11 protein-coding genes are annotated in these 15231 nt (G+C 72.9%); 5 read left to right on the plus strand and 6 right to left on the minus strand.

Annotated elements, in window-relative coordinates:
* Positions 1-192: 192 nt before the first annotated feature.
* Both ACFYMO_RS27440 and ACFYMO_RS27445 read right to left on the minus strand, forming a co-directional pair.
* Complete coding sequence (locus ACFYMO_RS27440; protein WP_366773744.1) at positions 193-1572, minus strand: pitrilysin family protein; 1380 nt, start codon at positions 1570-1572, stop codon at positions 193-195.
* A gap of 56 nt (positions 1573-1628) precedes the next feature.
* The gene (locus ACFYMO_RS27445; protein WP_366773708.1) at positions 1629-2951 is read right to left on the minus strand and encodes a pitrilysin family protein; all 1323 of its coding nucleotides are present in this window, start codon (positions 2949-2951) and stop codon (positions 1629-1631) included.
* A gap of 271 nt (positions 2952-3222) precedes the next feature.
* Between ACFYMO_RS27445 and ACFYMO_RS27450 the strand changes: the two genes are divergently transcribed.
* Complete coding sequence (locus tag ACFYMO_RS27450; RefSeq protein WP_388549690.1) at positions 3223-5682, plus strand: DNA topoisomerase (ATP-hydrolyzing) subunit A; 2460 nt, start codon at positions 3223-3225, stop codon at positions 5680-5682.
* A 234-nt stretch (positions 5683-5916) separates the two neighbouring features.
* Here ACFYMO_RS27450 and ACFYMO_RS27455 read toward each other — a convergent pair whose 3' ends face one another.
* Positions 5917-6819: a helix-turn-helix transcriptional regulator gene (locus ACFYMO_RS27455; protein WP_366773706.1), complete on the minus strand. Its 903-nt coding sequence runs from the start codon at positions 6817-6819 to the stop codon at positions 5917-5919.
* Between the two features lie 160 nt (positions 6820-6979).
* Here ACFYMO_RS27455 and ACFYMO_RS27460 point away from each other — a divergent pair, with 160 nt between their 5' ends.
* A complete protein-coding gene (locus tag ACFYMO_RS27460) occupies positions 6980-7762 on the plus strand; it encodes an SDR family oxidoreductase (RefSeq protein ID WP_366773705.1) in 783 nt (260 codons plus the stop codon).
* Positions 7763-7933: 171 nt separating this feature from the next.
* Positions 7934-8164 (plus strand): 4-oxalocrotonate tautomerase family protein, encoded by a 231-nt coding sequence (locus tag ACFYMO_RS27465; RefSeq protein ID WP_366773704.1) that lies wholly within the window; start codon positions 7934-7936, stop codon positions 8162-8164.
* A 255-nt stretch (positions 8165-8419) separates the two neighbouring features.
* Here the strand turns inward: ACFYMO_RS27465 and ACFYMO_RS27470 are convergent, their stop codons facing one another.
* Positions 8420-9709, minus strand: coding sequence for a CobW family GTP-binding protein (locus tag ACFYMO_RS27470; RefSeq protein WP_388549694.1), 1290 nt, complete (start codon positions 9707-9709; stop codon positions 8420-8422).
* A 249-nt stretch (positions 9710-9958) separates the two neighbouring features.
* On the opposite strand from ACFYMO_RS27470, the gene ACFYMO_RS27475 reads away from it, so the two are divergent.
* Together ACFYMO_RS27475 and ACFYMO_RS27480 are read left to right on the plus strand one after the other, a co-directional pair.
* On the plus strand, positions 9959-10942 hold the full coding sequence (locus tag ACFYMO_RS27475) for a sucrase ferredoxin (protein WP_388549697.1): 984 nt from the start codon (positions 9959-9961) through the stop codon (positions 10940-10942).
* A 259-nt stretch (positions 10943-11201) separates the two neighbouring features.
* Positions 11202-12938 carry an ATP-binding protein gene (locus tag ACFYMO_RS27480; RefSeq protein WP_388549699.1) on the plus strand — a complete coding sequence of 579 codons (1737 nt, stop codon included), beginning with the start codon at positions 11202-11204 and terminating at the stop codon, positions 12936-12938.
* A 48-nt stretch (positions 12939-12986) separates the two neighbouring features.
* Here ACFYMO_RS27480 and ACFYMO_RS27485 read toward each other — a convergent pair whose 3' ends face one another.
* Both ACFYMO_RS27485 and ACFYMO_RS27490 read right to left on the minus strand, forming a co-directional pair.
* Positions 12987-14666 (minus strand): cation acetate symporter, encoded by a 1680-nt coding sequence (locus ACFYMO_RS27485; RefSeq protein ID WP_366773701.1) that lies wholly within the window; start codon positions 14664-14666, stop codon positions 12987-12989.
* Positions 14663-15184, minus strand: a complete 522-nt coding sequence (locus tag ACFYMO_RS27490) for a DUF485 domain-containing protein (protein ID WP_366773700.1) — start codon at positions 15182-15184, stop codon at positions 14663-14665. The genes ACFYMO_RS27485 and ACFYMO_RS27490 overlap by 4 nt, the downstream gene beginning before the upstream one ends.
* Between the last annotated feature and the right edge of the window lie 47 nt (positions 15185-15231).

The raw sequence follows: 15231 nt of genomic DNA on the forward strand, positions 1-15231 counted from the left end.
CTGACGGACAGCGGCAATGACGCTAATCGGGGCCAACTCCGAGCGGCAAACGAATCCCTGGCTTTGTCACGTACGCCACACTCCAACTCGTCAGCAACCGCGACGAAAGCGGACATCACAGCGGGCCCGGAAGGAGCAATTCCTCCTCCCGGGCCCCACTTCCTACCCCGGTACCGCGCCCGTCGGCCGGGTTCAGCCGCCGGTGACCACCTTGACGTCGCCGATGCCCAACTCCCGTACCGGATCGGCGATCTGGGACGCGTCACCGACGAGCACCGTCACCAGCCGGTCGGCCGGCAGCGCGCTGACGGCCGCGGCCGTTGCCTCCACCGTGCCGGTCTCGGCCAGTTGGGCGTAGAGCCGGCCCTGGTAGTCGTCGGGCAGCTGCTCCTCGACCTGGTCGGCCAGCGTCTCCGCGACGGCCTGGGCCGTCTCGTAGCGCAGCGGAGCGACCCCCACCAGGTTCCGCACGGCCACGTCCCGCTCTTCGTCGGTCAGCCCCTCCGCCGCCAGCGTCCGCAGCACCTGCCACAGATCGGCCAGCGCGGGACCGGTCACGTCGGTGGCGACCGAGCCGCTGATGGCCAGCAGCGCGGCCCCGCTGCCGTCCTCCGCCGAACGCAGCACATGCCCGAACGCGCGGACGCCGTAGGTGTAGCCCTTCTCCTCGCGCAGCACCCGGTCCAGCCGGGAGGTGAGGGTGCCCCCCAGGCAGTAGACGCCCAGCAGCTGCGCGGGCCACACCCGGTCGTGCCGGTCCGCCCCGACCCGTCCGATCAGCAACTGGGTCTGCACCGCACCGGGCCGGTCCACGATGACGACCCGGCCGGTGTCGTCGGCGGTGATCGGCGGCATCGCACGCGAGTCGACCACAGCGCCCGTCCAGCCGCCCAGCGTCTCGGCGAGCGCCGCCTCGACGCCGCCGTCGCGGAGCCCGTCCAGATCGCCGACCACCACGGCGGTCGCCGTCGCGGGGCGCACATGGGCCTCGTAGAAGGCGCGTACCGCGGCCGCGTCGATGCGCCGCACCGTCTCCTCGGTGCCCTGCCGGGGCCGCGACATCCGCGACTCGGCCGGGAACAGCTCGCGGGAGAGCTCCTTGGCCGCGCGGCGGGCGGGGTTGGCCAGCTCGTGCGGGATCTCGTCCAGCCGGTTGGCCACCAGCCGCTCGATCTCGCTGTCGGGGAACGCCGGGGCGCGCAGCGCGTCCGCGAGCAGCCCCAGCGCCTTGCGCAGCCGCGACACGGGCACCTCGAGCGACACCCGCACACCGGCGTGGTCGGCGTTCGCGTCGAGCGTGGCACCGCAGCGCTCCAGCTCCGCGGCGAACTCCTCCGCCGTGTGCTTGTCCGTGCCCTCGCTCAGCGCCCGGGCCATGATGGTGGCGACGCCGTCCAGCCCCTCCGGCTCGGCGTCCAGCGGCGCGCGCAGGTCCACCTCGACGGCGACGACCTCCTGACCGGGCCGGTGGCAGCTCAGCACCGTCAGCCCGTTGGAGAGCGTGCCGCGCTCGGGGGTGGGGAAGGCCCACGGCTTGGGAGCACCGCCGGCCGGCCGGGGATGGAACTCCATGCTCTCGCCTGCCGCCTCCGCGATGCCCGCGGGGCTCGTGCTCGCCGGTGTCTCGCTCACTGCCCGGTCTCCTCGTCGTCGTTCGCCAGCGGTTCGTACACGAGCACGGCACGGTTGTCCGCGCGCAGCCGCTCCGCCGCCACCTGCCGCACCTCCTCGCGGGTCACTTCCAGGACGCGCCGCACCGCGGTGAGCGCGAGCTGGGGATCGCCGAAGAGCACCGCGTACCGGCACAGTTCGTCGGCCCGGCCGCCGACCGTGCCGAGCCGGTCCAGCCACTCGCGCTCCAGCTGGGCCTGGGCCCGCTCCATCTCCTCCTCGCTGGGCCCTTCCTCGGCGAAGCGGCGCAGCTCCTCGTCCACCGCCGCCTGGATGTCGGCGGTCTCCGCGCCGCTGGACGCCTTGATGTCGAGCCAGCCCAGCGAGGGAGCGCCCGCCAGCCGCAGCAGGCCGAAGCCGGCCGCCACCGCCGTACGGTCGTGCCGCACCAGCCGGGTGTAGAGCCGGGAGGACTCCCCTCCGCCGAGCGCGGTCAGCGCCAGGTCGGCGGCGTCCGCCTCGCGGGTGCCGTCGTGCGGCAGGCGGTAGCCGTTCATCAGCGCGCGGGAGGGCACGTCCTCCTCGACGATCTCCCGCTGCTCCTCCCCGACCGGGTCCGGGAGCGCGCCGTCCCGCGGGGGGCGCTTGCCGTCGTGGCCGGGGATGGAGCCGAAGTACTTCTCGATCCAGGCCAGCGTCGTGTCCGGGTCGATGTCGCCGACCACGGAGAGGACGGCGTTGTTGGGCGCGTAGTAGGTACGGAAGAACTCCCGGGCGTCCTCCAGGGAGGCCGCGTCCAGGTCGGCCATGGAGCCGATCGGGGTGTGGTGGTACGGGTGGCCCTCGGGGTAGACCATGGCCGTCATGCGCTCGAACGCGGTGCCGTAGGGCACGTTGTCGTAGCGCTGGCGGCGCTCGTTCTTGACCACGTCGCGCTGGTTCTCCATGGACTCCTCGTCCAGCGCGGCCAGCAGCGAACCCATCCGGTCCGCCTCCAGCCACAGGGCGAGCTCCAGCTCGTGGGCGGGCATGGTCTCGAAGTAGTTGGTGCGCTCGAAGCTGGTCGTGCCGTTGAGCGAGCCGCCCGCACCCTGCACCAGCTCGAAATGCCCGTTGCCCTGGACCTGGGCCGAGCCCTGGAACATCAGGTGCTCGAAGAGGTGGGCCAGGCCGGTGCGGCCCTCGGCCTCGTGGCGGGAACCGACGTCATACCAGAGGCAGACAGCGGCGACGGGGGTCAGATGATCCTCGGAGAGCACCACCCGCAGGCCGTTGGCCAGCCGGTGCTCCGTCGCTGTCAGCCCACCGGTGGCCGGCGGGGGCGTGGCCGTGTGACCCATGGGCGTGGAGTCCCTTCGCTCGCGGGGGTCCCGGCCCGACGCCGGGAACTGCCGCCGCGCGCGTCTCACGCGACCGGCGGCCCTGTCACTGTATGCAACCACGCCGACAAGGTGCGAAGTTCCCGTACGGTCTACCGAGCGACCGCCCTGTCAGAGCGGCGGTCCACAATGGTCGACCGGGACCCGTCCGGTCGGCCGACCGCAGGGCCCTTACCAGTCCCAGTCGAGAGCACAAGAGCGACAGCACGAAGCCGAAGGAGCCGCAGCCGCGATGGCCCGCCGCAGTAAAAGCCGCACACCGGCACCGGAGCCGGGAGAGGACTTCGAGGAGCGCATCGTCGACATCGACGTCGTCGACGAGATGCAGGGCTCCTACCTGGAGTATGCGTATTCGGTCATCTACTCGCGCGCGCTCCCCGACGCCCGCGACGGGATGAAGCCCGTGCAGCGCCGGATCCTGTACCAGATGCACGAGATGGGGCTGCGCCCCGACAGGTCGTACGTGAAGTGCGCGCGTGTGGTGGGCGAGGTGATGGGAAAGCTCCACCCGCACGGCGACTCCCCCATCTACGACGCGCTCGTGCGCATGGCGCAGGACTTCTCGATGCGCCTGCCGCTCGTGGACGGGCACGGGAACTTCGGGTCGCTGGGCAACGACGACCCGCCGGCGGCGATGCGGTACACCGAGTGCCGATCCGCGCCGGCCGCCGGACTGATGGTCGAGTCGATCGACGAGGAGACCGTCGACTTCGGTGCCAACTACGACGGCAGCGAGGAAGAGCCCGTCACGCTGCCGGCGGCCTATCCCAACCTCCTGGTCAACGGCTCCTCGGGGATCGCGGTCGGGATGGCCACGAACATGCCCCCGCACAACCTCGGCGAGGTCGTCGCGGCGGCCCGGCATCTGATCAAGCATCCGGGTGCCGACCTGGAGACCCTGATGGGTTTCATCCCCGGTCCCGATCTGCCGACCGGCGGCAAGATCGTCGGCCGGGAGGGCATCGAGGACGCCTACGTCTCCGGACGCGGCACCTTCAAGATCCGCGCGACGGTGTCGATCGAGCAGGTCACCGCCCGGCGCAAGGGCATCGTGGTCACCGAACTGCCGTTCGCCGTCGGCCCCGAGAAGGTCATCTCCAAGATCAAGGACCTGGTCAACGCGAAGAAGCTGCAAGGCATCGCGGACGTCAAGGACCTCACCGACCGCGAGCACGGGCTGCGGCTCGTCATCGAGGTCAAGAACGGCTTCAACCCGGAGGCCGTCCTCTCCCAGCTCTACAAGCTGACGCCGATGGAGGAGTCCTTCGGCATCAACAACGTCGCGCTGGTCGACGGCCAGCCCCTCACCCTCGGCCTCAAGGAGCTGCTGGAGGTCTATGTCGACCACCGCTTCTCCGTGGTGCGGCGGCGCAGCGAGTTCCGGCGCGGCAAGCGCCGCGACCGGCTGCACCTGGTGGAGGGCCTGCTGGTGGCGCTCGTCGACATCGACGAGGTCATCAGAATCATCCGGTCGAGTGAGAACGCCGCCGAGGCGAAGTCCTCGCTCATCTCCCGGTTCGGCCTCAGCGAGATCCAGACCCAGTACATCCTGGACACTCCGCTGCGCCGGCTGACCAAGTTCGACCGGATCGAGCTGGAGGACGAGCGGGACCGGCTCAAGGGCGAGATCGAGCAGTTGACCCGCATCCTGGACTCGGACGCGGAGCTGCGCAAGCTCGTCTCCTCGGAACTCTCCGGCATCGCGAAGAAGTACAGCACGCCACGCCGCACCGAGCTGCTGGACTCCGCCGAGGCTCCCGTCGTCTCCGTTCCGCTGGAGGTCGCAGACGACCCCTGCCGGGTGCTGCTCTCCTCCACCGGCCTGCTCGCCCGCACGGCCAACGGCGGAGCCGAGTTCGACCAGGCCTCCAAGCGCGTCAAGCACGACGTGATCGTCTCCGCCGTGCCCGCCACCACCCGCGGCGAGGTCGGCGCCGTGACCTCGACCGGCCGCCTGCTGCGGCTCCAGGTGGTGGACCTGCCCCAGCTCCCGGAGTCGACCACCTCTCCCAACCTGGCAGGCGGAGCGCAGATCTCGGAGTTCCTCAGCCTGGAGTCCGACGAGACACTGATCTGCCTGACGACGCTGGACGAGTCCTCACCCGGACTGGCGATCGGTACCCAGCAGGGCATCGTCAAACGCGTGGTCCCCGACTATCCGGCCAACCGCGGCGAGCTGGAGGTCATCACCCTCAAGGAAGGCGACCGCATCGTCGGAGGCGCCGAACTGCGCACCGGTGAGGAGGACCTGGTCTTCATCACCGACGACGCGCAACTGCTGCGCTTCCAGGCCGGCCAGGTGCGGCCGCAGGGCCGCCCCGCGGGCGGGGTCGCGGGCATCAAGCTCGCCCAGGACGTGCAGGTCCTCTTCTTCGGCGCCGTCGACCCGGCCTCCGAGGCGGCGGTGTTCACGGCCGCCGGTACGGAGGGCACCCTCGACGACTCACTGAGCACCGCGAAACTCACCCTGTTCGACCAGTACCCGCGCAAGGGGCGTGCGACGGGTGGCGTGCGCTGTCAGCGCTTCCTCAAAGGCGAGGACCGGCTGCGGATGGCCTGGGCCGGCACCACACCCGCGCTGGCGGCGACCAAGAGCGGCGCCCCCGCCGAGCTGCCCGAACCCGATCCCCGCAGGGACGGGTCGGGGCTGCCGCTGAAGAAGCCGGTCGCCGCGGTGGCCGGACCCGTGTAGCAGAACGTCCGGCAGTACGGCCTCGGGGAGCACGATGCCCGGGAGCGGCCGGGGCCCGGGGCCGGAGAAGAGTGGCGCAGCCACCGGCTCCGGCCCCGCGCTCTTCCACGGCCGGGGCGCACCTTCACCGGCCCGCTCGCGGATCCGTCTGCACCGTCCGTACTCCGGCGTGCGCCCTCCTCGTTCCGCTCCACGGGCCGGTCCGGGAGGGCGGTCTTCCCGCTGCGAGGCGGGTCAGCGCTGCGATCCGGATTCCGCCGGGGACAGCCCCTCCGGTGCCCTGCCGTCCGTGACGCCCAGCTCCTGGTTTCCCACGACGGACAGCAGTTCCAGCTGCTCGGCTCCCCGGCTTCCGGGCGGAGCGGTGAACCACAGCAGGCGTTGGCGTCCGTCCTCGCTGAGGAGGTTGTAGCAGTCGAGTTCGATGACGCCGAGCATGGGGTGGACGATCCTCTTGTGATCCATGCGGCGCACCGCGACGTCGTGAGTGTCCCAGAGGGCCGCGAACTCCTGGCTGCGGCGGCGGAGCACGGCGACCATCTTCGTGACCTGCGGGTCCCGGCCACGCCGGGCGGCTGCTGCCTGGAGGTCGGCCACGAACGCCCGGGAGTGCTGCGGGTGGTCCTCGGGCGGGTAGATCTCGCGTGCCTGCGGGTCGGTGAACCAGCGGTACACGAAGCTCGTCGCACCGCGGTGTGCCGGGGACGCGCCGAGCAGGGCCGAGGCCAGGTCGTTCTCCACGAGAGTTTCGTGCAGGTCGGTGATGACGCGCGCGGGAGTGTTGGACAACCGGTCCAGGAGTCCGAGGAGCGCGGGCTGCACATGTGCCGATGGTCCGTGTGCGGACGGCGGGACCGGCCGTTCGGCCAGGTGGAACAGATGATCGCGCTCGTCGCCGTTCAGGCGCAGGGCTCGGGCGAGGGCGGCCAGGGTCTGGGCCGACGGCTGCGCCCTGTTCTTCGTGCTGCCGCGTTCCAGCTCGGTGTAGTAGTCGGCCGACAGTCCCGCCAGCTGGGCGACTTCCTCGCGGCGCAGCCCGGGGACGCGCCGCCGAGGGCCCTGGGGGAGACCGACCTCGGCGGGACGGATGCGGTCGCGGCGGGTCCTGAGGAAGGCGCCGAGTTCTGGAAGGTTCACCCCACCATGGTCACTCGTCCGCCGGAACGCAGCCAGGGGGTGGCATCCCCTGGGTAGACGCAGCCCTGGCCAGGGCGGGGCGACCGGCCGATCGTGGAGAGGACCCAGCAGGGCAACGGCAAGGCCGCGGCCCCATCCCCATCCACCACAGGAGTCAGCCATGCCTGCCCCCACTGCCCTCGACGGGACCGCTGCCTCGGCCCGGCCCGCCGCCTCGCCCCGTGTCGCGATCGTCACCGGGGGCTCCCGCGGCATCGGCCGCCGGACCGTCGGCCGGCTGGCCGCCGACGGATACGCCGTCGTGGTCGGCTACGCCGGCAACCGGGACGAGGCCGAGGCAGCCGTGCAGGAGGCCGTCACCGGTGGTGGCCGGGCGATGGCGGTACGCGCCGACGTCGCCGACGAACACGCGGTCGCGGCCCTGTTCGACACGGCCGAAGCGGAGTTCGGCGGGGTCGACGTCGTCGTGCACGCGGCCGGGCGGATGCACCTGGCACCAATCGTCGAGCTGGACCTGGCCGACCTGGACGACCTGCACCGCACCACCATCCGCGGCACGTTCGTCGTCGTCCAGCAGGCCGCCCGCCGGGTGCGCTCCGGCGGCGCGATCGTGACGTTCTCCACGTCCGTGGTGGGGCTCGCCTTCCCGGGCTACGGCGCGTACGCGGCCGGCAAGGGCGCGGTCGAGGCGCTGACACTGATCCTGGCCCGGGAGCTGCGGGGCCGGGACATCACCGCCAACGCCGTCGCGCCCGGACCCACGGCCACCGACCTGTTCCTGGACGGGAAGGACGAGGAGACCGTCGCCCGCCTGGCAGCCCAGCCTCCGCTGGAGCGCCTCGGTACCCCGGCCGACATCGCCGAGGTCGTGGCGTTCCTGGCCGCACCGGCCGGCCACTGGATCAACGGACAGGTCGTCCGCGCCAACGGCGGCATCGTCTGAGCTGGGCACCCGGCCCTCGCACACCCGCACAGACCCCAGCCGGGACGGCAGCGAAGTCGTCTCCGCGGCCGCCGACCGCGCCGATGACTTCTTCCGCCGCATCGGGCTGGAAAGCCTGCTCACCGCAGGCAGCTCCCTCTGACGCCGCACTGAGAAAAGGAACGACCAGCCATGCCTTTCGCGAACTTCAAGGTCCCCGAGAAGACCCTCACCCCGCAGCAGAAGGAGGAGATCGTCACCCGTACCACCGAGCTGTACGTCGAGCTGTACGGCGAGCGCGCCCGCAACAACACCATGGTGCTGGTCGAAGAGGTCGCCGACGGCGGCTGGGGCATCTCCGGCAACGTGCTGACCCTGGCCATGCTCGGCGAGGCGGCACCGACCGGCACCAGCGGCGCCTGACCGCACCAACCGGCCGTCATTCGGCCCTGCCGGCCCCGGGAAGAAACCGAGGGCCGCCGGGGTCGGGCTTCCGGCCGCACGGCCTCGTTCGTCCGGGGGCCGGTGAGATCAGCGAAGCCCTTCGCCGTGTCCCCGTACTCCATCGGTCGGCGGTGTCCGCCGGGATGCGGGGGCAGGGCCAGCGGCGGTCGGCCCCAGGTAGAGCCGCTCGTGCCTGGTCAGGCAGTTTGCGGCTGGTGTCCGCCGGGACACCGGCTACCCGGCGAACTCCTGGACGGCGCCGGGCTCGTCGTCCGGGTCGGACTCGGACTCACCGTACGGGCCGTACGGGTCGGACTCGTCGTACGGATCGGGCTCGGCGTACGGGCGCTCGTCGGCTTCGTACCCGCCGTCGTCCTCCGGGGCGCGGTCGACGAAGCGGAGCACTCCCCACAGGGCCTGTTCATCCGGGGCTTCGGGACCGGCGGTGCAGGCGTGGAGACCGCGGAGCAGCGCCGCGCCGTCCACACCGGAGCCGATCAGCACCAGTTCCGTCCCGCGGTGCCCGGGCCGCGGCCTGCGCTCGGGTGCGAAGCGGAGGAAGCCGCCCACCGCGTGCACCTCGTAGTGGTGGCCGGGGTCCGCCGCACCGAAGTCCACATAGCCCTTGATCCGGTACAGACCGGCGGGCCTGGTGTCCAGGAACTCCAGGAAGCGGCGCGGATCCAGCGCCCGCTCCGAGGCGAACTCCACCGACTCGTAGAGGTCGTGCAGATGGCCCTGATGACCGCCACCGGCCGCGCACGGGCCGCCCGCGGCGGGAAGCGCGGGTCCGTGTCCGGCATCGGAGTGCCCCTCCCCGGAGCACCCGTCGTCGTCATCGGTGCCGTACAGCAGCGAGTCGAACGAGAGCTGTTCGACCGGCGGCCGTTCCCGCCGCACCCGGTCGAACAGCAGCGCCGGATCGACGCGGCCGAAGGAGGCGGGCACGACCGGCGTGCCGGGGCTGAGGCGGCGCAACTGCGTGCGGAGAGCCTCGCGCTGGTCGTCGGTCACCCGGTCGGCCTTGTTGAGGACGAGCAGATCCGCCGCAGCGGCGTGGCGCTCCAGTTCGGGATGGCGGGCCCGGACGGACTCGAACTCCGCCGCGTCGACGACCTCCACGAGACCGCCGTAGACGATGTGCGGGCTGGAGCTGGCCAGCACCATCCGGATCAGCGTCTCCGGTTCGGCCACCCCGCTGGCCTCGATCACGATGACGTCCATCCCGGCCGCGGGCCGCGCGAGCACGTCGAGGACCTCGTCCATGTCGCTGGTGTCCACCGCGCAGCACAGGCAGCCGTTCCCGAGGGACACCATCGCGTCCACCTGACCGGAGACAGCCATGGCGTCGATCTCGATGCTTCCGAAATCGTTCACGATCGCGCCGATGCGGGTGCCTCTGGCGGTGCGCAGCAGATGGTTCAGCAGTGTGGTCTTCCCCGAACCGAGGAACCCGGCCAGCACCACGACCGGGATCCGGCCGCCCACCGCGCCCCGTCGCGATCCGGTCTCCGTGCCGCGCACGCCTGACGAACCTCCTGCCTCGTACCGCTCCGGCGGCTCCGCGGCTCCCTTCCGGCGGCCGCGGAACGCGTGCCGATCGTACCGAAGAGGACTCGGCGGTGCTCCGCGCAGGGCATCCCAGACTCTCCGTCCGAAGCGCGGGCGGGAGCGAGTCGGACGGAGGGTCCGCAACGAGGGCGGGCGTGCAGCGTCCGAGCACGCGGGAGCGCGCCCGCGCACCGCGCCGCACCCCAGGTTAGGCTCGCCTGCGTGAGCACGTGCGCGACCGCTTCTCGGGACCTGGCCGAACCTCTCGCGGGCACGGCGGCGACAGCCCGCACCTGGCTGCTGATCGAGCAGCCGGGCCCCTGGGGCAGGAAGGCACTGACCCAGAGCCGCCTGGACCCGGACCTCGGGCAGGCGCTCGACGCGGCGGCAAGCGCGCACGGCGGCCGGGTCGCCCTGATCCGCCGCCCGGGACGGCACGCCGAGAGCGCCGGCGCCGCGCTGCACCGGGTGTTCCTCGCCCGCACGGTCCCCGGCGACTCGTGGATCCGTACGACGACGCTCCGGGGCGACGGCCTGGGGGCGCTGCGCGAACTGGACTTCGCGGCGCTGGACGCCGCTCCCCCGGATGCGCGATCCGCGCCGCGGAACACCGCGCTTCCGGGCCCCGGCTGGGAGCCGTACGAGGGCGATCCCCTCGCCCTGGTGTGCACCAACGGCAGGCGCGACCGCTGCTGCGCCGTGCTCGGGAGGCCGCTGGCGGCCGAACTGGTGGCGTCCGGCGGAGCGGACGTCTGGGAGATCACCCATATCGGCGGCCACCGGTTCGCCCCCACCCTGCTGGTGCTGCCCCACGGCTACGCGTACGGGCGACTCACCGCGACGGCGGTGAAGGGCGTGGTGGACGCCGCCCGGGACGGCCTCGTGCTGACGGACGGCTGCCGCGGCCGGTCGGCCTGGGACCGTCCGGGACAGACGGCGGACCTGGCGGTACGTGAGCGCACCGGCGAAGCGGCCGCGCACACGCTGACGGTGTCCGCGGTGCGCCAGGAGCCCGCGCGGCACGGCCGCGAGGAGCGGCGCTGGCAGGTGACCGTCACACACGTCGACGGGCGCCGCTGGAGCGTGGCCCTGAGCGAGCGCTCCGGGGGTCCGCCGCTTCCGGCGAGCTGCGGTGCCGCGCCGGCGGCACCGGTGCGCATGGACGTGGTCCGGTTCCAGGAACTGCCCACCCCGCATCCCGCCTGAAGCCGGCAGCCGAACGGCAGGGACGGGCGAGGCCCGGACGGTCGCCGTCCGCTACAGCTCCGGTACGGGTACGTCCGGCGGGGAGGGCTTCCCGGTGGAGAGGGCTTCCGCACAGAGGGCACCCGGTCCGGTCCCGGCCGGACGCATCCGGGCCGGGAGCGTCCGCTGCGGTGCGGCCGTCGGCACGGGTCGGTACCGTCCGGGACGTCCTCCGTCCGGGGGACCCGCAGCCCGTCCCCGCCCGCCATGAGGTTGCCCCGTGACTCCCACCGGCACGTCCCCGCCCCGCACCGCCTCCGCCTCGGACCCGCCCGGTCCGCGCCCGCCGGGACGTCCGCGCCCGCTGCGCACGCCCGGCTGGCCCCGGCGCGTCTCGTCCCAGGTGCTGCTCATGCAGCTGGCGGTGGTCACCGGAGTGACGGCCGTGGCGACCGGGCTGTTCCTGGCGCCGTTCAGCGACCAGCTCGACGACCAGGCGTCGCGCCGCGCACTGGCCATCGCCCAGGCGACGGCGGCGGAGCCGGGGCTGGACGACCTGCTGACCGACGCCGCGGGCCCGCGGCCGGACGGCCCGGTCCAGCGCGTCGCCGAACGCGTCCGGCAGGCGACCGGTGCCAGCTACATCGTCGTACTCGACACCCGGGGCATCCGCTGGTCGCACCCGGAGCCGGACCGTATCGGCCACCGGGTCTCCACCGATCCCGGCCCCGCGCTGGCGGGCCGGGAGGTGCACCACATCGACGAGGGCACGCTCGGCAGATCGGCCCGGGGCAAGGTGCCGCTGCGGAACGCCGAGGGACACGTCGTCGGAGCCGTCTCGGTCGGCATCGCCTACGACAGCGTGCGCGACCGCTTCACCCGCGCCCTGCCCGGTCTGCTCGCCTACGCGGGCGGGGCGCTGGGGGTGGGCGCGCTCGCCGCGCTGCTCGTCTTCCGCAGACTGCAGAAGCGCACCCACGACGTGGCGTTCTCCGACATCACGGCGCTGCTGGCCGAGCGGGAAGCCGTCCTGCACGGCATCCGGGAGGGTGTGGTCGCGCTGGACGCGGCCGGACGGCTGCGGCTGGTCAACGACGAGGCGCAGCGGCTGCTCGACCTGGGCCGGCAGCATCTGGGGATGTCTCCGCACGAGGCCCTGGGCCCCGGTCGCACGGCCAGGGTGCTGGCCGGGGAGGTGCCGGGGCCGGATCTGCTGACCGTCAGCGGCGGCCGGGTGCTGGTCGCCAACCGGATGCCGACCGACGACGGCGGCGCCGTCGCCACCCTGCGCGACCGGACCGAACTGGAACTCCTCGGCCGGGAACTGGACGGCTCGCAGGGACTGATCGACGCGCTGCGCGCACAGGACCACGAGCACGCCAACCGGATGCACATCCTGCTCGGACTGCTGCAACTGGGCCTCGTCGAGGACGCGGTGGACTATCTGAGCGATGCCGTCGGTGTGCACCGGGCGACGGCCGAGGAGATCTCCGGACACATCCGCGACCCGATGCTCGCCGCACTGCTCGTCGGCAAGGCCACGGTGGCCGCGGAGCGCTCGCTCTCCCTGCGCATCGCGCCGGGCGCACTGCTGCCCGACCGGCTGGTGGACCCACCGGAGCTGGCCACGGTCCTGGGCAACCTGGTCGACAACGCCCTGGACGCGGCCTCCGGCCCGCCCGGCGGCCGCGTGACGGTGGGGCTGTCCCCCGACGAGGGGCCGCGTGGGACGGGCCTCACGCTGCGGGTGGCCGACAGCGGCCCCGGCATCCCCGCGGAACACCGTGAGGCCGTCTTCACCGAGGGCTGGTCCACCAAGGAGCCGCCCGCGCACGGCCGCCGGGGCCTCGGACTCGCGCTCGTCCGGCGGCTCGCCGAGCGGCACGGCGGCAGTGCCCGGGTGGGCGAGGGCCCGGGCGGCGGTGCCGAGTTCACCGTCGTCCTTCCGGAGGCCCTGCACCCGCGGGTGTCCGCGGCCGGCCGCGGACCGCACCGGGGCGAGCCGCCCGCGGGATGAGGCAGCCGCACCCGGCGCGACGCCCCCGACCGGGCGGGGACGGGAGGATCACACCGCGCCCGCTCCCGTGAGGGAACGCACCTCGGACTCGGCATACCGTGCGGGGTCCGCGTCGCCGCGGGAGAGCAGGGTGCCCAGCCAGCCCGCGAGGAAGCCCAACGGGATGGAGACCAGGCCGGGGTTCTCCAACGGGAAACAGGCGAAGTCCCGGCCGGGGAAGAGTGCCTGCGGGCTGCCCGAGACGACCGGTGAGAACACCACCAGGACTACCGCGGGCAGCAGCCCGCCGTAGACCGACCAGACGGCACCGCGGGTGGTGAACCGCCGCCAGAAGAGGGCGAACAGCAGGACAGGCAGGTTGGCCGAGGCCGCGACGGCGAAGGCGAGCCCCACCAGGAACGCCACGTTCAGCTCCTGCGCGAGCAGGCTCAGCCCGATGGCGACCGCACCGACGACCACGGCGGCGACGCGGGCGACGAAAACCTCGTCCGCCCGGTTGCCGTCACCACGCTGCCGCTTCCGGCCACCGCCACGCTGCCGCGGGGCGTATGGGGTCCCAGCGGGGTCATCCCGCTGGGCGGCGGTACCGGGCCGGGCGAACGACGCGTACAGGTCGTGCGCCGCGGCGGCCGAGGCGGCCAGGGTGATCCCCGCGACCACGGCCAGAATCGTGGCGAAGGCGACGGCGGCGACCAGGGCCGTCAGTGCGGCTCCCCCGGTGGAGTCCGCGCCGCCGCCCAGCTCGGCCGAGAGCAGCGGGACGGCCGTGTTGCCCGCGGGGCTCGACCGGCGCACGGCATCCGAGCCCACCAGCGCAGCCGCGCCGGTGCCGAGGACGATCGTCATCAGATAGAAGCTCCCGATGAGCCCGATCGCCCACACCACCGACCGGCGGGCCGCTCGCGCGGTGGGCACGGTGTAGAAGCGGGCCAGGATGTGCGGGAGTCCGGCCGTGCCCAGCACGAGGGCCAGGCCGAGGCTGATGAAGTCGAGCCGGGAGGCCCACCCGGCTCCGCCGTAGCGCAGACCGGGTGCGAGGAAGTCCGCGCCGTGGCCGCTGCGTCCGGCCGCGCTGGTCAGCAGCTGGGCCAGGTCACCACCGAAGCGCAGCAGCACCAGGATGCTGAGCGCGAGCGCACCGCCCATCAGCAGCACCGCCTTGACGATCTGGATCCAGGTCGTCGCCCGCATCCCGCCGCAGATGACGTAGAAGACCATGAGCGCGCCCACACCCAGCACCGTCCAGGTGTGCGCGGCCGCTCCGTGCCCGCCCAGCAGGAGCGCCACCAGGCTGCCCGCGCCCACCATCTGCGCCACCAGGTACAGCACCGAGACCACCACCGAGGAGCACCCCAGCGCGATCCGCACGGGCCGTTCGCGCATCCGTACGGCGACCACGTCGGCGAGGGTGAAGCGGCCGCAGTTGCGTACCAGTTCCGCGACGAGCAGCAGCACGAGCAGCCAGGCCACCAGGAAGCCGACGGAGTACAGCATCCCGTCGTAGCCGTAGAGCGCGATCAGTCCGGCTATCCCGAGGAAGGAGGCGGCGGACATGTAGTCGCCCGCGAGGGCGAAACCGTTCTCCAGGGGAGTGAAGAGCCGGCCTCCGGCGTAGAACTCCTCCGCCGAGCCGCGCCGCCTGCTCCCGGCCCAGCTCGTGATGGCCAGGGTGGCGGCCACCACGGCGCTGAACAGCAGCAGCGTCAGGGGCTGATGATGGCCGCTCATCTCGCGGCCTCCCCGACCGTCCCGGACGCGGCGCCGCCGGGCCCGGCCGCCGCGACCGCGCCGCGGGCCATGTCCTGGGTCTCCCAGCGCAGTTCGAGCGCGAGCCGGTCCCTGCGCAGCCGGGCATGGCGGACGTAGAGCCAGGTCAGCAGGAATGTGGTCGCGAACTGTGCGAGGCCGGCGGCCATTCCCACGTTCAGCACACCGGCCACGGGTCTCGCCATCAGACCTGGTGCGCAGACGGCGAGCATCACGTAGCCGAGGTACCAGAGCAGGAACGCCGCGCTGACGGGCAGTGCGAAGCGCCGGTAGCGGCGACGTACCTGCTGGAAGGCGGCGCTGCGCTGCACGGTGGGATAGACGCCGTGCTCGGCGGACGGCACCGGCTCCCGCCGGGGAGGCGGTGGACCGGTCCGCCGGGGCGGGGTGCCGACAGGAGTGCTGTGGACCTCGGCGCCGCCCGTGGCGAGGGCGTCGTACCAGGGATCGTCGATGCGCATGCCCCAGAATGCGCGCATCCCGAAGATCACCTTCAGCGCAAACCCACCCCTTCACTCCTTCAGGT

It is taken from the genome of Streptomyces sp. NPDC007025, assembly GCF_042869455.1.
Classification (GTDB): Bacteria; Actinomycetota; Actinomycetes; order Streptomycetales; family Streptomycetaceae; genus Streptomyces.

What these genes read in the sequence shown, in the direction of transcription:
- ACFYMO_RS27440 (WP_366773744.1), bottom strand. Translation starts at nt 1,572, where the DNA reads ATGGAGTTCCATCCCCGGCCGGCCGGCGGTGCTCCCAAGCCGTGGGCC.
- ACFYMO_RS27460 (WP_366773705.1), top strand. Translation starts at nt 6,980, where the DNA reads ATGCCTGCCCCCACTGCCCTCGACGGGACCGCTGCCTCGGCCCGGCCC.
- ACFYMO_RS27445 (WP_366773708.1), bottom strand. Translation starts at nt 2,951, where the DNA reads ATGGGTCACACGGCCACGCCCCCGCCGGCCACCGGTGGGCTGACAGCG.
- ACFYMO_RS27465 (WP_366773704.1), top strand. Translation starts at nt 7,934, where the DNA reads ATGCCTTTCGCGAACTTCAAGGTCCCCGAGAAGACCCTCACCCCGCAG.
- ACFYMO_RS27485 (WP_366773701.1), bottom strand. Translation starts at nt 14,666, where the DNA reads ATGAGCGGCCATCATCAGCCCCTGACGCTGCTGCTGTTCAGCGCCGTG.
- ACFYMO_RS27450 (WP_388549690.1), top strand. Translation starts at nt 3,223, where the DNA reads ATGGCCCGCCGCAGTAAAAGCCGCACACCGGCACCGGAGCCGGGAGAG.
- ACFYMO_RS27490 (WP_366773700.1), bottom strand. Translation starts at nt 15,184, where the DNA reads ATGCGCGCATTCTGGGGCATGCGCATCGACGATCCCTGGTACGACGCC.